Source organism: Parahaliea mediterranea (assembly GCF_017255185.1).
Taxonomy (GTDB): Bacteria; Pseudomonadota; Gammaproteobacteria; order Pseudomonadales; family Halieaceae; genus JAFKCZ01.
Genome location: NZ_JAFKCZ010000006.1, coordinates 199,157 through 221,452, shown reverse-complemented (window position 1 = coordinate 221,452; position 22,296 = coordinate 199,157). Strand labels below are relative to the sequence as shown.

General features: G+C 66.3%; 19 protein-coding genes. 15 read left to right on the top strand and 4 right to left on the bottom strand.

Annotated features, from left to right (window positions below; translation table 11 throughout):
• Window positions 1-112 precede the first annotated feature (112 nt).
• Window positions 113-793, top strand: a complete 681-nt coding sequence (locus JYP50_RS09575) for an AzlC family ABC transporter permease (protein ID WP_206560283.1) — start codon at window positions 113-115, stop codon at window positions 791-793.
• Complete coding sequence (locus JYP50_RS09570) at window positions 790-1,104, top strand: AzlD domain-containing protein (protein ID WP_206560282.1); 315 nt, start codon at window positions 790-792, stop codon at window positions 1,102-1,104. The genes JYP50_RS09575 and JYP50_RS09570 overlap by 4 nt, the downstream gene beginning before the upstream one ends.
• 34 nt (window positions 1,105-1,138) lie before the next feature.
• Here the strand turns inward: JYP50_RS09570 and JYP50_RS09565 are convergent, their stop codons facing one another.
• Window positions 1,139-3,445, bottom strand: coding sequence for a putative bifunctional diguanylate cyclase/phosphodiesterase (locus tag JYP50_RS09565; RefSeq protein WP_206560281.1), 2,307 nt, complete (start codon window positions 3,443-3,445; stop codon window positions 1,139-1,141).
• Between the two features lie 272 nt (window positions 3,446-3,717).
• On the opposite strand from JYP50_RS09565, the gene JYP50_RS09560 reads away from it, so the two are divergent.
• Window positions 3,718-4,566 (top strand): zinc-dependent peptidase, encoded by an 849-nt coding sequence (locus JYP50_RS09560; RefSeq protein WP_206560280.1) that lies wholly within the window; start codon window positions 3,718-3,720, stop codon window positions 4,564-4,566.
• 199 nt (window positions 4,567-4,765) lie between these two features.
• Complete coding sequence (locus tag JYP50_RS09555; RefSeq protein WP_206560279.1) at window positions 4,766-5,326, top strand: outer membrane beta-barrel protein; 561 nt, start codon at window positions 4,766-4,768, stop codon at window positions 5,324-5,326.
• 32 nt (window positions 5,327-5,358) lie between these two features.
• Here the strand turns inward: JYP50_RS09555 and JYP50_RS09550 are convergent, their stop codons facing one another.
• Entirely contained in the window at window positions 5,359-6,543 is a 1,185-nt protein-coding gene (locus tag JYP50_RS09550) for an acyl-CoA dehydrogenase family protein (RefSeq protein WP_206560278.1), read from the bottom strand.
• Window positions 6,544-6,628: 85 nt separating this feature from the next.
• Here JYP50_RS09550 and JYP50_RS09545 point away from each other — a divergent pair, with 85 nt between their 5' ends.
• From JYP50_RS09545 to JYP50_RS09505, 9 genes are all read left to right on the top strand, one after another.
• Entirely contained in the window at window positions 6,629-7,357 is a 729-nt protein-coding gene (locus JYP50_RS09545; RefSeq protein WP_206560277.1) for a TetR family transcriptional regulator, read from the top strand.
• Complete coding sequence (locus JYP50_RS09540) at window positions 7,354-8,325, top strand: FAS1-like dehydratase domain-containing protein (protein WP_206560276.1); 972 nt, start codon at window positions 7,354-7,356, stop codon at window positions 8,323-8,325. Before JYP50_RS09545 ends, JYP50_RS09540 begins: the two co-directional genes overlap by 4 nt.
• Complete coding sequence (locus tag JYP50_RS09535) at window positions 8,325-9,362, top strand: acyl-CoA dehydrogenase family protein (protein ID WP_206560275.1); 1,038 nt, start codon at window positions 8,325-8,327, stop codon at window positions 9,360-9,362. Before JYP50_RS09540 ends, JYP50_RS09535 begins: the two co-directional genes overlap by 1 nt.
• Complete coding sequence (locus tag JYP50_RS09530) at window positions 9,359-9,781, top strand: MaoC family dehydratase (protein WP_347136758.1); 423 nt, start codon at window positions 9,359-9,361, stop codon at window positions 9,779-9,781. Before JYP50_RS09535 ends, JYP50_RS09530 begins: the two co-directional genes overlap by 4 nt.
• Window positions 9,778-10,968 (top strand): lipid-transfer protein, encoded by a 1,191-nt coding sequence (locus JYP50_RS09525; protein WP_347136757.1) that lies wholly within the window; start codon window positions 9,778-9,780, stop codon window positions 10,966-10,968. The genes JYP50_RS09530 and JYP50_RS09525 overlap by 4 nt, the downstream gene beginning before the upstream one ends.
• Window positions 10,969-10,970: 2 nt before the next feature.
• Entirely contained in the window at window positions 10,971-12,578 is a 1,608-nt protein-coding gene (locus tag JYP50_RS09520) for an AMP-binding protein (RefSeq protein WP_206560274.1), read from the top strand.
• A gap of 85 nt (window positions 12,579-12,663) precedes the next feature.
• Window positions 12,664-15,108, top strand: a complete 2,445-nt coding sequence (locus JYP50_RS09515) for a TonB-dependent receptor (RefSeq protein ID WP_206560273.1) — start codon at window positions 12,664-12,666, stop codon at window positions 15,106-15,108.
• Between the two features lie 11 nt (window positions 15,109-15,119).
• Window positions 15,120-16,310 (top strand): cytochrome P450, encoded by a 1,191-nt coding sequence (locus tag JYP50_RS09510; RefSeq protein WP_206560272.1) that lies wholly within the window; start codon window positions 15,120-15,122, stop codon window positions 16,308-16,310.
• Window positions 16,311-16,558: 248 nt separating this feature from the next.
• Window positions 16,559-17,560 (top strand): GAF domain-containing protein, encoded by a 1,002-nt coding sequence (locus JYP50_RS09505; RefSeq protein ID WP_206560271.1) that lies wholly within the window; start codon window positions 16,559-16,561, stop codon window positions 17,558-17,560.
• A gap of 114 nt (window positions 17,561-17,674) precedes the next feature.
• Here JYP50_RS09505 and JYP50_RS09500 read toward each other — a convergent pair whose 3' ends face one another.
• Together JYP50_RS09500 and JYP50_RS09495 are read right to left on the bottom strand one after the other, a co-directional pair.
• Window positions 17,675-18,412, bottom strand: a complete 738-nt coding sequence (locus JYP50_RS09500; RefSeq protein WP_206560270.1) for an SIMPL domain-containing protein — start codon at window positions 18,410-18,412, stop codon at window positions 17,675-17,677.
• Window positions 18,413-18,417: 5 nt separating this feature from the next.
• Window positions 18,418-18,597 (bottom strand): PLDc N-terminal domain-containing protein, encoded by a 180-nt coding sequence (locus JYP50_RS09495; RefSeq protein WP_206560269.1) that lies wholly within the window; start codon window positions 18,595-18,597, stop codon window positions 18,418-18,420.
• Between the two features lie 419 nt (window positions 18,598-19,016).
• Here JYP50_RS09495 and JYP50_RS09490 point away from each other — a divergent pair, with 419 nt between their 5' ends.
• Window positions 19,017-20,036: an AraC family transcriptional regulator ligand-binding domain-containing protein gene (locus tag JYP50_RS09490; protein ID WP_206560268.1), complete on the top strand. Its 1,020-nt coding sequence runs from the start codon at window positions 19,017-19,019 to the stop codon at window positions 20,034-20,036.
• 94 nt (window positions 20,037-20,130) lie between these two features.
• Window positions 20,131-22,233, top strand: coding sequence for a BCCT family transporter (locus JYP50_RS09485; protein ID WP_206560267.1), 2,103 nt, complete (start codon window positions 20,131-20,133; stop codon window positions 22,231-22,233).
• Window positions 22,234-22,296 lie beyond the last annotated feature (63 nt).

Sequence of the window (22,296 nt, the reverse complement as noted above, 5' to 3'; positions counted from 1 at the left end):
CTCGGGCGATTGACGGTGCGGGTGGGGGCGCGCTCCGGCCCGCGCGGAGGGCGGCGTCAAAACTCATGGTTTAGCGCCCTTTGCACACGGTTATCGATTACACTAGGTAGTCATGACCGACACCGCAAGCACAGCCCGCCAGGGGGCCCTGGATGCCCTGCCGATGTTCCTGCCGGCCGTTCCCTTCGCCCTGGTGCTGGGGATCGCCATAATGGGGTCGGGCCTGTTGCCGCTGCTCGGCTGGAGCAGTTCGCCGATCATCTACGGCGGGGCCTCCCAACTGACCTTGCTGACCCTGCTGGGTGACGGCGCCGCGGTGGCGGCCGCGGTGACCGCGGCGTTGATCGTCAATGCCCGACACCTGATGTATTCCGCCGCGATGGCGCCCGTCTTCCAGCAGCAACCGCCCTGGTTTCGCTGGGTCGGCCCCTATTTCCTGGTGGACCAGGTTTTCGTGCTGTCGATGCTGCGCGCCAATGAGGAGCCCGCGGCCTTTCGCGCCTACTATCTCGGGGTCGGCGTCACTTTCTGGTTGCTGTGGATGATCGCCACCGCCAGTGCGATGGTCGTCGGGCCCATCGTGCCCCGGGAGTGGCAGCTCGGTTTTGCCGTGCCGGTGCTGTTTACCGCGCTGCTGGTGATCGGCGTCGACCGCTGGCCCAAGGCGGCGGCGGCGGGAGTGGCTGCAGCGGTGACCCTGCTCGCCGCCGACCTGCCCCACCGGTCGGGCCTGTTGCTGGGCGCGGTGGCGGGTATTGTCGCCGGCATTCTGATCGAGAAGGCCCGGGGATGAGCGCCCTGCTGGCCATCGTCCTGTCGGGCATCGGTACCTATTTCAGCCGCGCGGTGTTTATCCTTGCCCTGGCCAACCGGCGCATACCCCGTCCGTTTCGCCTGGCCATGGAGTATGTCGGTCCCTCGGTCATGGCCGCGCTGGTGGCCACCATGCTGGTGGGGCCGCAGGGGCAGATCGCGGCGGGTCCGGCGGAATTGTCGGCGCTGGTGGTGGCCGCCCTGCTGGCCTGGAAAACCCGCAATCACCTGCTCACCCTCGGGGGAGGGATGGCGGTGTTCTGGGTTGTACGCGCGCTGGGCGCGTTGTGACCCAGTGATCGCCGCCGCGGTGGCTTGCCGGTTGTCAGCCCGGACCGGCCTGCGCGCCGAATTTGCGAATCTGCTCGCTGAAATGCCACGGCGCCAGCATCGGTAGCAGGGTTTCCAGCGGAACCGGCTTGCTGAACAGATAGCCCTGCATTTGCTTTACACCCTGTTCGGCCAGGAACCGGTACTCCTTGCGTGATTCCACGCCCTCCGCGCTGGCGCGCAAACCCAGGCTCCTGGCGGTGGCGATCAGCGCCAGCACCGGGCCGGCCTGGCCCTGCTCGCGAAAGTCGGTGACAAATTCGCGCTCTATCTTGAGTTCGTCCAGCGGGAAGTGACTGAGCTGTACCAGGGAGGATTGTCCCAGCCCGTAGCCGTCCAGGGACAGGTAGACCCCGAGCGAGCGCAGCTCGTGCAGGCCGTTCAGCACGGACTCGTCCGCCGCCGTCAGCGCCTGCTCGGCCAGGCTCAGTTCCAGGCGGTCCGCGGCCAGGCCTGTGCGCGATAGTGTGGATTTGACGGTGGCGGCAAAACCTTCGCCGAGCTGCGCGGCGGAGATATTGACGGCCACCCGGGGCAGGGTGGCAACGGCTGTCTCCAGCCCCTTGAGTCGCTGGCAGGCTTCCGCCAGGACCCAGTCTCCGATGCGGCCCATCAGGCCGGCTTCCTCGGCGATGGCGACAAAGTCGTAGGGCGTGACCATTCCCAGCCTGGGGTGTTCCCAGCGCAGCAGGGCCTCGATGGCGATTACCGTGCCCATCACTGTGTCGATCTGGGGCTGGAAGTGGAGTTCCAACTCCCTGTTCTCCAGCGCGTGGCGCAGGTCTGATTCGATGCGCAGTCGCTCGTTGCCCGCGGCGACCATGTCGCGATGAAAGTAGCGGAAGCCGTCGCCGCCGCCTTGCCTGGCCGCCGCCATCGCGGTTGCCGCGGCGTTGAGCAGGGCGCCGGGATTGTCGCCATCGCCGGGGTACACGGCGATCCCCACCCTCGGGCTTACCGTCACCCCGTGACCGTCGATTTCCAGCGTCTCCGACAGGCGCCGTATGATGCGGCGCGCCACCATCGCCGCGGCTTCCGGGGTCTCGAGCTGGTTGAGCACCACGGTGAACTCGTCGCCGTCCATTCGCGACACCGCGATGTTGTGCTTCGCGTCCCCCATCTGGGTGATAGCGTCACTGTCGCGCACGCTGTGCCTGAGGCGCTTGGCCACTTCCCGCAGCAGCAGGTCGCCGGCGTGGTGGCCGAGGGAATCGTTGACGCGGCGGAAGTCGTCCAGGCCCACATACAGCAGCGCCAGCAACTGGCCGCCGCGCCGGCTCAGGCGCATCAGCAGGCCGAACTGCTCGGTGAACAGGCGGCGATTGGGTAGCGAAGTAAGGCTGTCGTAGTAAGTGAGCCGCTGGAGGCGGTGTTCCGACTCACTGGCGGCCTCGGTGGCGCGGCTCAACTCCTCGGTGCTGCGCGACAGTTGCGACGTGCGCTCCTCCACCTTTTTACTGAGCAGGTCCCTGCCCAGCTCGATTTCCCGCTGGTGGCGCTGCAGGCTGTGACTGAGTCGTTCGAGGGCGTCGGCAATATCGTCGAATTCGCGCCCGCCGCGAAAGTCCGCGTGTTGCTCGAAGTCGCCACCGGCAATGTTGTCCATGGTGCGCGCCACCTGCTGCATCCTGGACAGCAGTCGCCGGTTCCACCACAGCACCGCCGCGAGTCCGAGCACCACCGGTACCAGCCAGGTGGCAAGCAGCTTCACGGCACCAGCGAGAGCTTCCCGGGCGAGCAACGGCAGGTCAATGGCGAGGTGGACATAGCCGATGACGAAATCGCTGCTGGGCGGGGACGCGCGCGTCAGGGCCTCGAGAAAGTCGAACGCGGTCAGTTTGTTCTCAGGATTGACGGTGGTTACTAGCGGCAGGCTGAGGAGGGCGTGTTGGGCGCCCCCCCGAATGACGGTGAAAAAACCGCTGCCGGCCAGTTGGCCGCCGCTGTTGGCGCCGCGCAGTACCCGTGCGGTGGTCGAGGCCCCGGCACGCAGGGCGGCGAAAGGCGGCGCGGCGCCGTCGCCTTCACGCGCCAGTTCCTCGCCAATACGGGTATACGCGATCGCGCCGCTCACGGTCGGCGCGGCGGCCAGCGCGCGCAACGAGCGGTTCAAGCCGGCGCCGTCGCGGCGGTAAACAAGCCACTGGAAGTCCGCCCGGGCGGCGACCCGGGCGCTGGCCGCCGCCACCTCCCGGTCGAGGCCGGCGCGGTAGCCTTGTGCCGCCGCCAGCAGGGTCAGTACCAGCCCCGCAAGTACGACCAGGGTGAGAATGAGTGTGTTGAGTCTGCCTGCAGTGGTCATTTCCCCGAGCCCGGCGCCGGCCCGTACCGCCACTGCACGCGGTCATGCCCCTGCGCCATATGTTGTAATGACGAAACCCTTGCATCTGCCCGGTACCGTTGTACCCCGGCAGGCCCCGTCTGAAAAAATAGCACGCGGGAGGAGCACGGGCAATTGGCTTTGTTTGCCGCCCCTGTTCGGCGCGCATCGTCCGGCCTGGAGGCGCGGCGCGTGGCGGCCCCGGGGGGACTTCTGTAGACTGCGGCGGCGATGCATGACGGGAGGCCCGGTAAGTGGGGGTAATTGAGTGGTTGGTACTGGTGGCGGCCGGTGCGGCTGGCGCGGCGCTGATCTGGGGCTACCTGCCCCGCCGGCGCTATCGCCGCTATATGGCGCGGCCGTTCCCGGACGACTGGAATGATGCCCTGTCGCGGGTGCCGCTATGCGATGGACTGCCGGAGGCGCTGCGCGCGGAGCTGCGGGACAAAATCAAGGCCTTTCTCTATCACAAGCGCTTCGTGGGTTGTGAGGGTCTGGAAGTCGACGATGACATGCGTGTGCAAGTGGCCGCGCTGGCCTGCCTGCTGGTGCTGAACCGTCCCAGTACTCTGTATCGCCCGGTGCAGTGGGTATACCTGTTTCCCGGGGCTTTTCGCAGTCGCCGGCCGGAGCGGGATGAGTTCGGTGTGGTGTCCACCCCCGAGGGCGACCTGCTCGGCCATTCCTGGAGCAACGGTCGGGTGGTGCTGGCCTGGGACAGCGTGCGCAAGGGCATCGCGCGTCCGGACGACGGTTTTAACGTGGTTTTGCATGAGTTCGCCCATCAGCTCGACCAGGAAGACGGCAGCGCCGATGGCGCGCCGCTACTGTACGAGCGCCGCGACTACGCCGATTGGTCCGACGTGCTCTCCGAGGAGTACGAACAACTGCACCGCGATCTGGAGAGCGGCCGGCACACCCTGATCGACCCCTACGGCGCCACCAACCCGGCGGAGTTCTTCGCGGTGGTGACCGAGCTGTTCTACGAGTGCCCCCACGACCTGGCCGACAGGCACCCGCGTCTGTTCCGGGCCTTCATGGATTACTACCGGGTCGACCCGCGGGAGTGGCGCGACAAGCCCTGTCGCGGACGCTGGCCCTGAGCGCGCGGGGTCGAGCCGCCGGTTGGCAGGTCGGCGCCACGCACCCTCGTGTGACGGTTGCCACCGCCTGGCCGGGAAATATCCGTGACATCCTGCGCAGTGAATCTGGGTAAAAGTAACGCCGGTAGGGCGGGCAGGATACCGATAATCTGCTAGTTTTTACTGCACACGGCTTGCGAACCGTCGGGAGGTTCCGCGGATGAAATATACAGTGGCAATTGCGGCATTGGCGGGGGTCGCGCTGGCGAGCCCCTCGCTGGCCGAGGACACCGGTTTCTACGTTGGCGGCAGTGTGGGTTATGCCTATCTGCAGGGCGACGGCGGCACCAAGATCGAGGACCAGGACTTCGAATTCGACGACGATGATGTCGGCTACAAGGTGTTCGCGGGCTGGCAGGTCTTGTCGTTCCTGGCGGTGGAGGGCGGCTATGTCGATTTTGGCGAGGTGAAGGACACCACGCCGCTGACCCGCACCCGGATTGCCACCGACGGCTGGAGCGCCTTCGCGGTGGGCAACCTGCCGCTGGGATTTATCGACCTGTTCGGCAAGGTCGGGGTGATTCGCTACGACGCCGACCTCGACTTCGACGGCAGCAACTCATCCTTCAAGGACAGCGAGAGCGGCACCGACGCCGCCTATGGCCTGGGCGCGGCCATCGAGCTGGGCAGCTTCGCCATCCGCGGCGAATGGGAGTACTTCGACGTCGACGGGCTGGACGACCTGTCCATGTTCAGCGTGGGCGCGACCTACCAGTTCTGACCCGTGGGTCCATGGCGGCGTTCCGGGGCTGCTTATCCCGCGGTCGCGCGGCGCCGTCCGCCGCCCATGCCCAGCCCGAACTGGGCCACCAGGTCGCGCATCACTTCCAGCACGCCGCCGCCAAAGGTATTGATCTGGCAGCGGCGGTACTCGGCTTCCAGCTCGCCCTGCAACAGGGCGCCGGCGCTGCCGCGACGCAGGGCGCTCGCCGGCCCCAGGGCATCCATCAGCAGGCGGTAGATCTCGATCAGCGCTTCGGTGCTGTAGGTCTTGATCGCGGAGGCGTAGGCCGGATCCGGCTCGGCGTGCTCCATGCGCCAGACCATGCGCCAGGTCATCAGGCGCATGGCCTCCAGTCGCGCGTAGGCCTGTCCCAGCAGCGCGCGAACCACGGGGTGATCGATGGGGCGCTGGCCGTCCGCGGCGCCGTCCCGGGCCCAGGCCAGTACCTGTTCATACAGGCCCCAGGCGTAGACCCCGATGGCCGCCAGCCCGACCCGCTCGTGGTTGAGCTGGGAGGTGATCAGCTTCCAACCCTGGTGGAGCTCGCCGCAGATCATGTCGTGGGGGCAGCGCACGTTGTCGTAGTAGGTGATATTGGTGCGCACCTCGCCCACGGTGTGGATCGGCGCATAGCTGAAGCCGTGCTGCCCGGTGTCCACCATGAACACGGTGATGCCGGCGTGCCCGGCGCCGGGATCGGTGCGCGCCGCCAGCCAGATGTAGTCCGCGGCCTCGGCGCCGGAGGTGAATACCTTGGTGCCGTTGATGACCCAGTCGTCGCCCTCGCGCACCGCGCTGGTCTGTAGCGACGCCAGGTCCGTCCCGGCCTGGGGTTCGGTGTAACCGATGGCGAAGTGCAGTTCGCCGGCGGCGATCCGCGGCAGGAAATGGGTTTTGTGGGTCTCGTCGCCGTGGGCAATGATCGCCGGTCCGACGGTATTGATGGTGACGAAGGGCAGGGGGGCGCAGGCCAGCTGCGCCTCCTCGAACAGGATCATCTGGTCCATCGGTCCCCGGCCCTGGCCGCCGTACTCCCGGGGCCAGCCCAGGGTCAGCCAGCCGTCCCGGCCGATTTGCCGAATCACCGACTTATAGGCCTCGCCGCCCTCGTTGCCGCGGGTGGCGGCGATCAGCTCCGGCGTCATCAGCTGGCCGAAGTAGTCGCGCAGCTCCCGTCGCAAGGCCAGCTGTTCGCTTGTGTGTTCCAGGTACATGCGGTTTGCCCGAGTGGCGCTGGTGGGCCGGATTATTGTTGAAATTGAATTTAAGTTCAATAATAATCGGGAGCCATAAGAAACCGTGGCAGTTGAGTGTATGAAGCCCGCGAGCAAACCTTCCGTGCACGACCCGGCCCGGGGCGCCGGCCGGCGCAGCGCCCGCGGCGAAGCGGCCCGCCGGCGGCTGAAAGAGGCCGCGACCCGCGTCCTCGACCGGGTGGGTTTTCACCAGATGCGGGTCAAGGACGTCACCGACGAGGCGGGCGTGGCCGCTGGCCTGTTCTACCACTACTTCAAGGACCTGCGCGAGCTGGTGGACGAGCTGCTGGACGAGCACATCGCCGGGTTCGAGGCGGTGGAGGCCATCGAGCGCGATGTCAGCAAGGGCGACTGGTTCAACCGCCTGCGGGCCCACTACGAAATTTGCGTGCGCGTGCACGCCGAACACCCGGGCATCATGCGCTGCATCGCCCAGTTTTCCGCCGACGACCCGGATTTCCGCGAGCGCTGGAAGCGCTCCTTCGACCGCCGCCTGCACCTGTTGATCGATGTGTTCCCCTACGTGTTTCCCAAGTGCTCCCTGAACAAGGCGGAAGTGGAATTGCTGGTGCACGGCCTCGGGGGCGTCGGCAAGGAGCTGATGAGCGAGTACTACATCGATCGCGATCCGCGGCTGCGCGCGGTGGAATTGTCCCAGGCGGAAATGGCGGAGTGGTTGGCGGCGCTGCTGTACCGCGGCCTGTTCGCGCGCAATCCGCCCGCCGGGCAGCTGCGTTACGCGAGCCGGATACTGGAGATTACGCGCGAGTGAGCAAGGTGGAGGCGCACATCGACCTGTCGGCCTACCTCGGCGGAGACCGCGGGCCCTACACCAGCTGGGACCCCGTCAACCGGCCCATGATACGCCACTGGTGCGAGGCCATGGGGGACGACAATCCCATCTACCGGGACGACGCGGCGGCCCGGGAAGCGGGTTTCGACGGCATTGTCGCGCCACCCACCATGCTGCAGGCCTGGACCATGCGCGGCATCCGCGAACAGCGCCCGCCGGGCTCCGACGCGAGAGATCCCTTCGAGGTACTCACGGCCCTGGAAAACATGGGCTACAAGGCGGTGGTCGCGGTGAACTGCGAGCAGGAGTACCTGCGGTACCCGGGCGAGGGCGATAGGCTGTATTACCGCTCGACCATCGAATCGATCTCCGAGCAGAAGCGCACGGCGCTCGGCGTGGGTTTTTTTGTGACCGAGCTGTCCACCTACTTCAACCAGCGCGACGAGGCGGTGGCAACGATGCGCTTTCGGGTGTTCAAGTTCGCGCCCCACGAGCGCCCCGGTGCCGCTCCATCCGGGGAGGGTGGTCCGTCCAGGCCCGCCGCGGTCACGCGCATGCGGCCGGTGCGCAACCGCGACACCGCGTTTTTCTGGGAGGGTGTCGATGCCGGCGAGCTGCGTATCCAGCGTTGCCAGGGCTGCCAAACGCTGCGCCATCCGCCGGCTCCGGCCTGTCCCGAGTGCCAGTCCCTCGACTGGGATCACATTCGCGCCAGCGGGCGCGGCGTGCTCTACAGCTTTGTGACCATGCACTACCCGGAGATACCGCCCTTCGATTACCCCAATCTGATAGCCCTGGTGGAGCTGGAGGAGGGCACCCGGCTGGTCAGCAACCTGGTGGGCGTGTCGCGGCGCGATGTGCGCATTGGCATGCCGGTACAGCTGGAATTCAGCGAGGTGGAGCCGGGCTTTCGCCTGCACCGGTTCCGCGTGCTGGGGGGCGACTGATGGACTTTGCCTACAGCGATGATCACCGCCAGCTCGCGGAGCTGGCGCGCCGGGTATTTCGCGATCATGTCGGCGACGACTACCACGCGCGCCAGTCGGGCGAGGTGGACGGCGAGCTTTGGGGTATCCTGGCGGAAACCGGCCTGCTGGGCGCGGGGCTCAGCGAGGCCAGCGGCGGCTCGGGCCTCGGCTTCATCGCCACCTGCCTGGTGCTGAAGGAGCTGGGCGCCGTGCTGGCGCCCTTGCCGCTGCTGCCCGCGGCGGTGGCGGCCATGGCCCTGGACGACGCCGGCCACCGCGAGGCGGTGGCGCACTTTGTCGCCGGCCGCGGTTGGTTTGGCGCCGCGGCCGATCCGGGGCTGCAGCTGCGGGGCGCGCGGGTCCGCGGCGAACTCAAGCCGGTGCCCTTTGCCCGCGGCGCCAGCCAGGTGGTGGCCGTGGCGGGGGGGAAGCTGGTGGCGATCGACCTGGGCCAGCCGGGCATCGAGCTGCGGGACCAACGCATGACCAACGGCCTGCCGGCTTGCACCCTGGCGGTCGCCGCTCGGGCCCGCGTTGTGGGTGACGGCGACGCCGCAAACCGCTTCCGTCAGCGCCTGCAGGTGGCCACCGCCATGTTACAGCTGGGGGTGGTGGAGGAGGCGCTGGCGCGCACCGCGGCATTTACCGTGGAACGCTCCCAGTTCGGCCAGCCGCTGGCCCGCTTCCAGGCGGTGTCCCAGCGCGCCGCCGACGGCTACATTGATATCGAAGCCCTGCGCGCGACGGCGGAGAGCGCCATGTGGCGACTGCACGCGGGGCTGGACGCCACGCTCGAAGCCGCCACCGCGCTGTGGTGGGCGGCCCAGGCCGGTCACCGGGTGGGGCATACCGCCCAGCACCTGCACGGCGGTATCGGCGCCGATGTCGAGTACCCCATCCACCGCTATTTCCTGTGGGCCAAGCAGCTCGAGTTCAGTCAGGGCGGCGCCGCCCACAGCGCGGGCGCGATGGGCGACCACCTGGCGGCGCACGCGGGCAGCGGGGGGCGCAAGTGAGCGGAGTGAATCTCAATGCCCTGCGCGTGGGCGATCAATTGCCAGAGCTTGCCATCCCGGTCACCGCGCGCCTGATCGTCGGCGCGGCGATCGCCTCGCGCGACTACCAGAACGTGCATCACGACAAGGCGGGTGCCCAGGCGCTGGGCTCGCCGGATATTTTCATGAACATCCTCGCCACCAACGGCCTGGTGGGGCGCTACGCCACCGACTGGGGCGGACCCCGGGCGCGCTTGAACAAGGTGGCGATCAAACTCGGCGCGCCCAACTATCCCGGCGACACCATGACCTTTCGCGGGGAGGTGACCGCGGTCGACGAGACCTCGGGCCGGGTGACCCTGGAGGTCAAGGGCAAGAACAGCCTCGGCTATCACGTCACCGGCAGCGTGGAGCTGACGCTCCCGGGAGCGAGGGCGTGAGCGGCGCGACGGGCGACAAGCTGCTGCGCGACCGGGCGGCCATCGTCGGCATCGGGGCCACCGAATTTTCCAAGCACTCGGGGCGCACCGAAATCCAGCTGGGTGTCGAGGCCATTTTGCAGGCTCTAGCGGACGCCGGGGTCGACCCGGCGGACGTGGACGGCATGGCCACCTACACCATGGACAACAATCCCGAGATCGAGCTGCACCGGTTGATCGGCGGGCGCAGCCTGCGCTTTTTCTCCCGCGCCCACTACGGCGGCGGCGCGGCCTGCGCGCCGGTGATGCACGCGGCGATGGCGGTGGCCACCGGTGTCGCCGACGTGGTGGTGGTGTACCGGGCGATGAACGAGCGCTCCGGCTTCCGCTTCGGCCAGGGGGGGCTACTCACCGAGGACCCCAATGCCTTCGAGACCGTGGATTTCGGCTGGTATTTCCCCCAGGGCCTGATGACGCCCGCGGCCTGGATCGCCATGTTCGCCCAGCGCTACCTGCACGAGACCGACGCCACCGACGAGGACTTCGGCCGGGTGGCCGTGGGCGGCCGGGACTTTGCCGCCACCAACCCCCGGGCCTGGTTCCATCGGCAGCCCATTACCCTGGAGGAGCACCGGGACTCCCGCTGGATCGCCGAACCCCTGCGCCTGCTGGATTGCTGCCAGGAGAGCGACGGCGCGGTGGCCCTGGTGGTGACCTCCGCCGAGCGGGCGCGCGACCTCAAGCAGCCGCCGGCGCTGGTGCGGGGCGCGTCCCAGGGCGCCGCGGACCAGCAGCGCATGATGACTTCCTTCTACCGCCGGAGCCTGACTGGCCTGCCCGAGATGGGTGTGGTTGCCGACAACCTCTACCGCATGTCGGGCCTGGCTCCCGCGGATATCCAGGCGGCGATACTGTATGACCACTTCACGCCCTTCGTGCTGCCGCAGCTGGAGGAATTCGGCTTTTGCGAGCGCGGCGCGGCCTGCGAGTTCCTGCGCGAAGGGCACCATATGCGCGGCGGCAAACTGCCGGTGAATCCCCACGGCGGGCAGTTGGGGGAGGCCTATATCCACGGCCTGAACGGCGTGGCGGAAGCGGTGCGCCAGGTGCGCGGCGAGGCGGTGAACCAGGTCGCCGGCCTGGAGCATGTGCTGGTGACCGCGGGCACCGGCGTGCCGACCAGCGGCCTGATATTGGGGGCGGCGTAACCATGCACCTGCTGCACTATGACTCGCTAGCGGAACGTCACCTGGGGCGCGCCCTGCGCGACCAGGCGCGGGCGCGGGGCGACGCCCCGTTTCTGTTGTTCGATACCGAGCAGTACAGCTATGCCGATGCCAACCAGCGGGTCAACGCGCTCGCCGCGGGGCTGGCCCGGCGCGGCCTGGGTCCGGGCCAGCGGGTGGCGTTTTACATGGACTCCGCCCCCGAGGTGATCTTCCTCGCGCTGGCGGCGAACAAGCTCGGCGCGGTGTGGGTGCCGATCAACAGCGACTACAAGGGCGAGTGGCTGAGCGATAGTCTGGCACGCAGCCGCCCGAGCCTGCTGGTGACCGACGCCCGGCACGCGCCGCGTATCGCGGAAGTGCGCCCCGTGCTGGGCGCGTTGCCCATTGCCTGTCTCGGCGCCCAGCAGGCGCTCGCCGGCTGTGAAGCCCTGGATCAGCTGTTCGAGAACGGCGCGCCGGAACCGGACTTGAAGGCTTTCACCGGCGGCGATACCTGTGCGGTGTTGTGGACTTCCGGCACCACCGGCCGTTCCAAGGGCGTGATGCAAAGCCACAACGTCTGGTTCAACGCGGTGGCGGCCGCCAACCGGCAGTTCGGGGTTCAGGAGGGCGACGTGGTGTTTTCGGTCCTGCCCCTGTACAACTCCGCCGCCTGGGTGACCTCGGTGTTTCGCGCCATGCTCTCGGGGCTGCCCCTGGCCCTGGATCCGGCCTTCTCGGTGAGCACCTTCTGGCAGCGGGTGGACTTCTATCGCGCCACCCAGGGTTTCACCCTGGGCGCGATGCACATGTTCCTGTGGAACGCCCCGCGCCGTCCCGACGATGCCGACCACTGCCTGCGCAAGCTGATGGCGGTACCCATGCCGGCGGAGCTGGCGGGCCCCTTCAGCGAACGGTTCGCTGTCGAGCTGATGCCGCAGGGCCTGGGTCAGAGCGAGGCCTTCACCCTGATCAACCAGGACGGCTGTGCCGCCCCGGAGGTGCCCGCGGGCAGTTGCGGCACACCGGCGGACTCCCTGGAGGCGCGCCTGGTGGGCGAGTCGGGCGAGGACGTCCCGGTGGGCGAGCCCGGTGAACTGTGGGTGCGCCCCCGGGAACCGCACGTTATTTTCAACGGCTATTTCGACGATCCGGATGCGACCGCGGCGGCCTACAGCGGCGACTGGTACCGCACCGGCGATTTGGCGCGACGCGACGAGCGGGGCTTTTACTACTTCTGTGATCGCAAGAAAGACGCGGTGCGCTACAAGGGGCGCAATATTTCCACCTTCGAAGTGGAGATGGCGGTGCGCGGGCACCCGGCGGTATCCGATTGCGCGGCCTATGGCGTGCCCAGCGAGGAACTGGACAGCGAGAGCGAGCTCAAGCTCGATGTGATCCTGAAACCGGGCGAGACAGTGGCGGCGGCTTCCCTGGCGCGCTATATCAATGACAACGCGCCGTATTTCTTCGTGCCGCGTTATATTGAATTTGTGGCCGCGCTGCCCTACACGCCGACCAACAAGGTACAGAAATTCAGGTTGCGGGAGCGCGGTATCACCCCGGCCACCTGGGATGCCCGCGCCGCGGGCTTCAAAGCGGAGCACTAGCAAGGTGTAAATACCAATACGACAACGGGAAACCCGACGCAGTACGTTTCAATACCCCAGAAAATAACAGCATTGGAGCAGAACTATGTCACACACTAGCCGTTTTACCCGCACGCCCTTCGCCGCCGCGCTGCTGGCGCTGGCCGCGTTGCCGCCCAGCCCGGCCGCTCTCGGCCAGGAGCTTGTTCTCGAGGAGGTCATCGTCACCGCCCAGCGGCGACAGACCATGTTGCAGGACACGCCGATCGCGGTGACCGCCTTCAACAGCGAGAAGATCGCCGACCTCGGCATCTACGACGTCTCGGATATCAGCGGTCTGGCGCCCAACACCAATATCCAGAAACAGCCCTCGTCCAACTCCAACATGTCGATCTATATCCGCGGGGTCGGCAACGGCGAAACCTCGCTGATGGCGGACCCCAAGACCAGCTTCTACCTGGACGGGGTATACATGAGCAAAACCGTGGGGGCGGTGTTCGACATTGTCGACCTGGAGAGCGTGGAAGTGCTGCGCGGCCCCCAGGGTACGCTGTTCGGTCGCAACAGCACCGGTGGTGCGCTGAACGTGACCACGGTCAAGCCGACCGGGGAGTTCGGGCTCAAGGCCGAGGCCAACCTGGGCAACGACGGCTACCAGCGTACCGCGCTGTCGGTGGATACCCCGCAGTTGTTCGGCATGCTGTCGGCGAAGGTTTCGGGGATGCTGCTGGACTACGATGGCTGGGCGGAGAACGACTTCCCGGGCGGCGAGCGTGAACTCGCCTCCGAGGACAACGAGGCCTATCGCATCGCCCTGCGCCTGGAACCCACCGACAGCCTGACCATCGATTACGTCTACGACCGCACCAACAATGAAGGGGTGCCTACTCCCTTCCAGGTCACCAAGGTCAAGGACAGCCTGTTCGACGGCTTCACCACCTCGCCGGTTCCCTTCTCCCTGCTGGGTGGGCAGCTGTACCAGCAGATGGCCGCGCTGGTGGGGGACCCCGACGAGCGCCGGGAGGACTACACGCTAGACGCGGTGTCCACTGAATGGCTGGATGTGGAGGGCCAGACCCTGACCGTGGGCTGGGAGCTGGGGCCGTTCATGCTGAAGTATATCTACGGTGACCGGGAAACGAACTCCGGCTACGACGCCACCGACCTGGATGGCGGCGCGCTCACCGCCCCGGATCTGTTCTATGGCGGCGGCATGGAAATCCCCTCGCCGGGATTCCACGCCACCATCGACGAGGGCTGGGTCGACCTGCAGACCCACGAGCTGCAGCTGATTGGCGACGCCTTCAACGATCGCCTGCAGTACACTCTGGGTTACTACCAGTACGAGGAGGAAATCTACCAGAGCAACCCCCAGACCTTTTCCCTGCCGATCCAGTTCCTGCTGGGCTCCGGACTTGACGGCGTTTACACCGGGGCCGGTTTCTGTAATCCGCTGCCGGACGGGAGCCTGTTCTGCCAGGGTAGCCAGCGCCTGCCACTGCCATTTGGCGCACCGGGGGCCGACCCCAACCTGAACGGCCAGGTGGATTTCATCTACGGCCAGACCACGGAGTCCTGGGCGGCCTACGGTCAGGCGACCTATGCGTTGACCGACGACCTGGATATTACCGCCGGTATCCGCTACACGGAGGATGACCGCAGCGCCTTCCTGTTCAACGAGAACATCGGCCAGAGCTCCTTCGACGAGCGGCTCACCAATTCCGACACCTGGGACAACATCAGCTACCTGTTCACCGTGAACTACGCGGTGACCGACAGCGCCAACGTCTACGCCACCTATTCCACGGGCTACAACAGCGGCGCCTTCAACTCGCGAGCGTCCACCATCAGCGCCTGGGAAAACCCGGTGGATGAAGAGGAGCTGTTCTCCTGGGAGCTGGGTTTGAAGTCCGATTGGCTCGACAGCCGCCTGCGCTTCAATGCCGCCCTGTTCTACAACGATTACCAGGACATCCAGGTAACCCAGTTCGAGGCGGGGTCCGGGGGCGCTTCGAGCCGCGTGGTCAACGCCGGCGAGGCGACCTTCCAGGGCCTGGAGCTCGAATTGACCGCGCTGCTGACCCGGGGGCTGTTGCTGGAGCTGACCTACGGCTACCTGGATGCGGAGTTTGACGAGTACCTGGCGCGCAATCCGGCGACCGACATGGAGGAGGACATCGCCGACGTCACCACGGTGACCCGGGCCCCGGAAAACAGCGGCAACCTGGGCCTGCAGTATGAGTTCGACCCCTTCAGCTTCGGTACCCTGTCGGCGCGGCTGGATGTGGTCTACACCGACGGTTTTACCTTCCACCCCTTCCAGAACCAGTACGACAGCGCCGACGACCGCACCCTGGTTAACGCCCGGGTCAGCCTGAAGGAAATCGGCATGGGCTCCGAGGGCAGCCTGGCGGTGTCCGGGTGGGTGAAAAACGCGACTGACGAGGAGTACCGGGAATGGGGCATCGACTTCGGTTCCCTGGGCTTTGCCGGTGACACCTACGGGCGGCCGCGCACCTACGGCGTGGACGTGGTGTACCGCTTTCGCTAGGCGCCTGTGCCATGCAATTGCTGTGTGAGGACGTCGACTTCGGTCTCGATCCCCTGCCCGACTTTCATCGGCGCATGGCCGCGCTGCGCGAGGCGGGGCACCGGGTCGTCCCCGTGCGCTACCTGGGGGAGACCGCCTGGCTCGTGTTGCGCCACGCGGAAGTGGCCGGACTGTACCGCAGCGAGGAGGAGCTGCCCGCGGCGCCGGCCTACCGGCGACACTCGGAGCCGGCCCAGGGCAAGACCCTGCTGTGCATGGAGGGCGACGAGCACCGGGTCAATCGCCTGCTGGTGTCCGGGGCCTTTCACCCCGGGGCGGTGCGCGAGGCCGTGGAGCGCTCACTGGTACCGCTGGCCAACGAGCTGATCGACACCCTGCCACCCGGGGGCGGCGCCGACCTGGTGGCGGCGTTTAGCCGCCGCTATCCTTTCAAGGTGATCACCGGGATGTTGGGGCTGCCGGTCGCCGACGAGCCGCTGCTGCAACAGTGGCTCGACGGCCTGTTCCAGTTCCCCTGGAATCCGCAGCGCGCCATTGAGGCGCGGGCGGCGATCACCGATTACCTGGCGCCGGTTGTCGCGGAGCGACGCGCTCGGCCCCGGAATGATTTGCTTTCCCTGCTGGCCACCGCGGAAGTGGAGGGTCGGACTCTCTCGGACGAGGAAATCTACGCCTTCGTGCGCCTGATCTTCCCCGCCGGTGCCGACACCACCTACCTCACCATGGGCAGCCTGTTGTGGGCGGTGTTGCGGGACCCGGCCCTGCACCGGCGCCTGTTGCGCGAGCCGGCGCTGCGCGATGCCGCGGTGGCGGAGGGCCTTCGCCTGTACGGCGCCGTGTGCCTGCAGCCGCGTTACACCGAGCGCGCGATCACGCTCGCCGGGGTCACCGTGCCGGCCAACTCGGTCCTGCTCTACGGCAATGCCTGCGCCAATCGCGACCCGGAGGTGTTCGAGGAACCCGACGCCTTCCGTCTCGATCGCCCGGTCCGCCATCGGGAGGTGACCTTCGGCGGCGGGCCGCACTTCTGCCTGGGTTCGCACCTGGCGCGGGCGGAGTTGCGCACGGCCCTGGGCCTGTTGCTGGACCGGCTCGAGGGCCTGGCGCTGGCCGACCCGCGGCACCCGGGTCCGGAGGGCGCCGTGCTGCGCGGGGTACGCACCTTGCCAGTCACATGGAAGGCGGTAAAATCCGCCCCTTGATTCACCCTGGTGTCGATTCCCGCTCGCCAACTGTGACGGAGGTGGCATTTTGGGGCCGCGATGCCCGGACCCGCTGACACCATCGCGCATTGACCGTTAAACTTGCTCCAGGCTCTGCCGATACCAGTAGAAGCGAAAGGCCTCCGCAGGCCGTTTTTTATACACTTTGTGCTTTCGATCAGCGGAGGCGACTGTCCACTGGCGCCCTGTCAGCTAGAGGTCGATGGCACCAGCGAATGTGACCCGCGATGATAGAGGATTGTTCCGCCTGCGCCGAATCGGCGAATCAACTTGCCGCCTGCCTGCGGGAGCTGCATCGGCTGGGCCTGCGCAGGCATTCGAGCTTCGCGGACAGCTATCGAGATTACCTGGAGACCGGTTGCCGCCTGCTGGGCATGGAGACCGGTATCGTCAGTTGTATCCAGGGGGACCGCTACGAAGTGCTGGCGGTCGTCTCGGAGGAGGCCGGCCTGATTGTCGGGGATGTGTTCCCGCTGGGTGAAACCTATTGCTCCCGCGTCATCGAACTGGGCGCCACCGTCGCGGTGCCCGCGATCGGTCGCGACGAGGCCATGTCCTGCCATCCCGGCTATCGCAACACCGGCCTGGAATCCTACATCGCCGCGCCTATCTGGGTGTTTGACCGGATCTACGGCACGCTGAATTTCACCGCCGCCGACCCCAGGCAGGGGAGCTTCACGAAAGCGAATGTCGAGTTGCTGGAAATGATGGCCTTGAGCCTCGGGCGCATCGTTGAGCGCGAACTGACCGAGCGCGAGCGCGAGGTCGCCCTGGCCCGGATGAACGAGAACATCGAGCGCTTCGAGAGCGCCTTCCAGTACGCGGCCATCGGCATGGCCCTGGTATCGCTGGAGGGCCAGTGGCTGCGTGTCAACCGGGCCCTGGTCGACCTGCTCGGTTACAGCGAGGACGAGCTGTTGCGGATGGACTTCCAGCGCATCACCCACCCCGACGACCTCGACACGGACCTCGAATTGGTGCGCGAACTGCTGGATAAGAAACGCGACAGTTACCGCATGGAAAAACGCTATTTCCACCGGGACGGACACATCGTGTGGGGCCTGCTCAGCGTTTCGGTGGTGCGTTTCGCCAACGGCAGGCTGCGCTATTTCGTGTCACAGATCCAGGATATCACCGACCGAAAACTGGCCGAGCAACCCAGCCTCGACACCGCGACGGCCATCTCCGCCTTTCCGTCCCTCGGCGGCGGCATCGTCCACCAGGCCTAGTGGGCCCAATCCCGGCATTCGCGCCGGGTGTGTCACGATCGCGAGGAGAACCGCGGCGATGCCGCGGCCCGCGAACGGTGCCTTGCCGGGGCATCCGGGCGCGGGCCGGTCACGTTACTGCTCGATGGCTACCGCGATGGAGACCACCACGCGGTAGGTATTCTCGCCGTGGGCGATTGGCACCGCTTTTTCCGCGCTCTCCAGGAAAGCCGCGCCGCGTGCCATCATCGGCCGGGGGGAGGGGAAGTGGTTCTGCTCGTCGACCCGCAGCAGTTTGCCGGTGCGCACCCCGGCGGCCGCGGCCAGCGTCCCGGCCCTGGCCAGGGCGTCTTTCATGGCCAGTTCCCGCGCCTTGTCGAGAGCCTCCGAGGGGTCGTCGTTGACCAGCGAGATGTCGCCGCCCTCATTGACACCCATTTTCACCGAGGTGTCGAGGATCTCCCCGGCGCGGTCGATGTCGCGCACGCGCACGTTGAGGTTGTTGCGCACCGTGTAGCCCTCTATCCGCGGTGCCTCGCGGGGCTCGCCGGCCCGTGCCGGCTGGTGAACGTAGCGCGGCTGGATGTTGAATTCGCCGGTTTGCAGGTCGCGATCGGCGATGCCGGCGTCGCGCATCGCGGCCACGACCTTTTCCATGGCCGCCGAATTGGCCGCCAGTGCCTCCCGCGCGGTCTTCGCCTCGCGGGTCACGGTCAGTGACAGCAGGGCGGTATCCGGCGCGAGACTGACGCTGCCCTCGCCGCTGACATTGATGCTGGGCGCGGGTTGGTCGGCCGCCCGGGCCAGGGGGGCCAGCAGCAACAGGGCCAGCGCCGCGATGGCCAGTCGAGAGGATAAAAACGTTCCAGTCATGGCCACTACCCCCTCGGCCCGAAGAAAAACCAGGCGACCAGGCCCACGACGGGCAGGATCAGGATAGCCACAATCCACAGTACCTTTTTCAATGTGTCGGCGCTGGACTGGATGACGTTGATGATCGCCCAGATATCGGCGATCAGGATTAACAGGCCGATAATGCCGGAAACCTCTATGTTCATGGTGATTCTCCCTGTTGTGGTCGCGGTCCGCTTGTATTTTCCGGGGAGGCCGGCAATGGACTTATCCCCCGTGTAATGCATCGCGGCGCGGATACGCGATACGGGGGTTGTGACCACGGCCAGTCCCTGTGGTTCAACAACTATAGTTGGTGAGTCGGGGAGTACAAGACCATCCACGCCTCCCAGGCCCCGCCAACACCACCGGGCCAGAAATCCGCTCGCCGCGTGACAATTTAAACCGGCGTGCCCGAAAACAGTGACAGAGCAGGGGGCGGTGGCGGGTTGCCACCGGTCGCGCGGCGTTGCCGCGGGGGAGACGGTGGCCCCGGGAGCGCGATACTGGTTAGTATGCACTCTGGCGCGGACCGAAACAGGGTTACAATAGCGGATTGAACAGCCTTGGGGGGAGAACGGGCGGCGTGGATGAACAGCAGCACTATTTGCGGGTACTCGATACCCATATCCGGCGCACCCTGGCCTCGGTGGAGGACCCCCAGGCCCGGGAGCAGCTGCTGGCCAGGCTGGAGAAGCACACCCATGCCCAGATTGGGCTGGACGACGCGGTGGCCATGCTGCTGCGCGCACTGTGGAAGACCACCGAGGACGAGTTCTTCGGCCTGAGCCCCGAGAAAATGCCCCGGGGCACCTGGGCCCTGGCTTGCGATTACATGCTCGATGGGGGCACGTTGCAGGAGCTGCTGCAGCGCGGACAGCGCATATTCAGCTTCCTGCCGCCGGCCTCCAAGCACATTCGCCTGGGACGCCAGGGCAACATCGCCTCGGTGACCGTCTCCTGCTACACCGGCGAAGGCGACCCGGAACATTTCCTGATCGAGTTCTACACCATGCTCTGGCACCGCTTCCTGTGCTGGGCGGTGGATGAAGCCATTCCCCTGAGCGGGGTGTATTTCGCGCATCCGCGCCCCGCCCACCACGCCGTGTGCCAGCGGCTCTTTGACTGCCCGATCGAGTATGACCGCGGGGCGAGCAGCTTCGCTTTCTCCGCCGGACTGCTGCAATCCGCCGTGCGTCGCAGCAAGCCCGAGCTGGCCAGCTGGTTGAAGGAGTCCCCGGTGGACATCGTCAGCGTGTACGATGAGCAGGGCAGCATGAAGGCGCGCCTGCGCGGGGAAATCCTGCGCTACCTCAAGAGCGAAGGCAGTATTCCCGCCTATGACGATATCTGCCGGTCGCTCGGCCTCGGTCCGCAGACCTTGCGGCGGCAGCTCAAGCTGGAGGGAACGTCCTACCAGGGACTGAAGGACGAGTTGCTGCGCAACCTGGTCACGGAGCTGTTGAACGAGCCGGGGCACTCGCTGGAGGATGTGGTGCAGCTGTCCGGCTACTGTGATTCCGCCAGCCTGACCCGGGCCTGCAAGCGCTGGTTCGGCATGACCCCCGGGCAGTATCGCCTGATCGCCGAGACCCAGACGATCTAGCCGCGGTCGTTAGAACCGGGCCGGGCAAGTGGCGGGGTGAGCCGTTCGCCTGTTAGGCTGGTGCGGTATATCCAGGCAGGTCACGGAGGGCCAGATGTCCGCGCAAGACAACAGTAGCGATTCCACGGTACTGATTCCGGTATTTATCCCCGCGGTAGTGGTGATTGTGCTGCTGGTCGTCGGCACGATCAGCAACCCCGATCTCGCCGGCGCGGTGTTCGCGGACACGCTCGGCTTTGTCACCACTACCTTCGGCTGGTTCTATATGCTGTCGGTGGCCTTTTTCCTGGTGTTTATTGTCGGGGTCGCGCTGTCGCGCTGGGGCAGTATCAAGCTGGGGCCGGATCACGCCGAGCCGCAGTACAGCTTCCCGGCCTGGTTCGCCATGCTGTTTTCCGCCGGTTACGGCATTGCGCTGCTGTTTTTCGGCGTGGCGGAACCGGTGTTGCATTACGCTTCGCCGCCCGAGGGCGCGCCGGAGACCCTGGGCTCGGCCAAGCAGGCCATGCAAATCGCCTTCTTTCACTGGGGCTTTCACATCTGGGCGATCTATGGCCTGGTGGGCCTGGTGCTGGCCTATTTCGCCTTTCGTCACGGCCTGCCGCTGTCCATACGCTCGGCTCTGTACCCGCTGATCGGCGATCGTATCCACGGCCCCCTGGGGCACGCCGTGGACGTGTTCGCCATCCTCGGTACCATGTTCGGTATCGCCACCACCCTGGGCCTGTCGGTTACCCAGATCAACACCGGCATCAACTACCTGTGGCCGGAAATCCCGGTCAGCAACACGGTGCAGATCGTGAGCATTTTCGCCATCACCGGCCTGGCGATTTTTTCCGTGGTGGCGGGCATGGACAAAGGCGTCAAGCGCCTGTCGATCCTCAATATGTTGCTGGCCATCGCGCTGCTGGTCTTCGTGTTCGTGGCTGGCCCCACCATCCACATCCTGGAGACGTTCCTGCAGAACACCGGCAGCTACCTCAATCACATCGTCGAGCGCACCTTCAATCTCCAGGCCTATTCGCGCAGTGACTGGATTGGCAACTGGACCCTGTTCATCTTTGGCTGGACCATTGCCTGGGCGCCCTTTGTCGGCCTGTTTATCGCCAAGATCAGCCGCGGCCGCAGCATACGCGAGTTCGTGTTGGGGGTGATGCTGGTCCCCTCGGTATTCACCTTCCTGTGGTTTTCGGTGTTCGGCGGCACCGCGCTGTCGGAAATCATGAACGAGGGCTATATCACCCTGATTGGGGAAGTGCAGGACAACCAGGCCATCGCCCTGTTCAAATTGTACGAAATACTGCCGATGACCGCGGTGTTGTCGTTTATCACGGTGCTGTTGATCATCACCTTTTTCGTCACGTCATCGGATTCGGGTTCGCTGGTGATCGATTCACTGGCCTCCGGCGGCGCCCTGCACACGCCGGTCTGGCAGCGGGTGTTCTGGGCCTCGGCCGAGGGGGTGGTCGCCGCGACCCTGTTGCTGGCGGGCGGGCTGGGCGCCCTGCAAACCATGACCATTGTCAGCGCGCTGCCCTTCAGCCTGATTATGATCGTTTCAGCGGCGGGTATGTGGCGCGCGCTGGTTATCGAGGGACACCATCAGCGCAGCCTCAAAACCGACGTCCAGCAACGCCTCACCGGCACCAGCGGGCACGGCCTTTGGCGGCACCGGCTGCGCGGCCTGGTGACCTTCCCCCGGCGGTCGGAGGTACAGGAGTTTGTCGATACCACGGTGCGCAAGGCCATGCACCGGGTCGAGCGCGAGCTGGTCAAGGAGGGGTGGCGGGCCGAGGTGCACGACGACGGCGACAACGACCGTCTCTACCTGGAGGTGAGCAAGGAGGAGCAGGTGGATTTCGTCTACGAGATCCGCCTGATCGAGCACCTGCTCCCGGATTTCGCCTACCCGGAAATGCCCCTGGGCGAGGACACCGAGAAGCACTATTACCGGGCGGAGGTCTTCCTGCGCCGGGGTGGCCAATCCTACGATATTTTCGGTTTTGACCAGCAGGACATCATCACCGACATTCTCGACCAGTTCGAGAAGCACTTGCATTTCCTGCACATCTCGCCAGCGATCCTGCCGTGGCGCATGGAAGCCCACGACGACATGCTGGCAACGCCGCCGGAACCGCTGGAGGAGGAGAGGGCGGAGGACGTCGCGCCGGCGACGGTGAAGGACACGTCCCGATAGGCGGCACCTCGACCGCGTCGACCCGCGCTTCGAGCGCTGGCCGCGGCGGCCGTTGGCGGTGCC

Excerpts from the sequence above, each read along its gene's own strand:
- JYP50_RS09565 (WP_206560281.1), bottom strand. The coding sequence starts at position 3,445 with ATGACCACTGCAGGCAGACTCAACACACTCATTCTCACCCTGGTCGTA.
- JYP50_RS09510 (WP_206560272.1), top strand. The coding sequence starts at position 15,120 with ATGCAATTGCTGTGTGAGGACGTCGACTTCGGTCTCGATCCCCTGCCC.
- JYP50_RS09555 (WP_206560279.1), top strand. The coding sequence starts at position 4,766 with ATGAAATATACAGTGGCAATTGCGGCATTGGCGGGGGTCGCGCTGGCG.
- JYP50_RS09515 (WP_206560273.1), top strand. The coding sequence starts at position 12,664 with ATGTCACACACTAGCCGTTTTACCCGCACGCCCTTCGCCGCCGCGCTG.
- JYP50_RS09495 (WP_206560269.1), bottom strand. The coding sequence starts at position 18,597 with ATGAACATAGAGGTTTCCGGCATTATCGGCCTGTTAATCCTGATCGCC.
- JYP50_RS09535 (WP_206560275.1), top strand. The coding sequence starts at position 8,325 with ATGGACTTTGCCTACAGCGATGATCACCGCCAGCTCGCGGAGCTGGCG.
- JYP50_RS09505 (WP_206560271.1), top strand. The coding sequence starts at position 16,559 with ATGATAGAGGATTGTTCCGCCTGCGCCGAATCGGCGAATCAACTTGCC.
- JYP50_RS09485 (WP_206560267.1), top strand. The coding sequence starts at position 20,131 with ATGTCCGCGCAAGACAACAGTAGCGATTCCACGGTACTGATTCCGGTA.
- JYP50_RS09550 (WP_206560278.1), bottom strand. The coding sequence starts at position 6,543 with ATGTACCTGGAACACACAAGCGAACAGCTGGCCTTGCGACGGGAGCTG.
- JYP50_RS09570 (WP_206560282.1), top strand. The coding sequence starts at position 790 with ATGAGCGCCCTGCTGGCCATCGTCCTGTCGGGCATCGGTACCTATTTC.
- JYP50_RS09500 (WP_206560270.1), bottom strand. The coding sequence starts at position 18,412 with ATGACTGGAACGTTTTTATCCTCTCGACTGGCCATCGCGGCGCTGGCC.
- JYP50_RS09520 (WP_206560274.1), top strand. The coding sequence starts at position 10,971 with ATGCACCTGCTGCACTATGACTCGCTAGCGGAACGTCACCTGGGGCGC.
- JYP50_RS09575 (WP_206560283.1), top strand. The coding sequence starts at position 113 with ATGACCGACACCGCAAGCACAGCCCGCCAGGGGGCCCTGGATGCCCTG.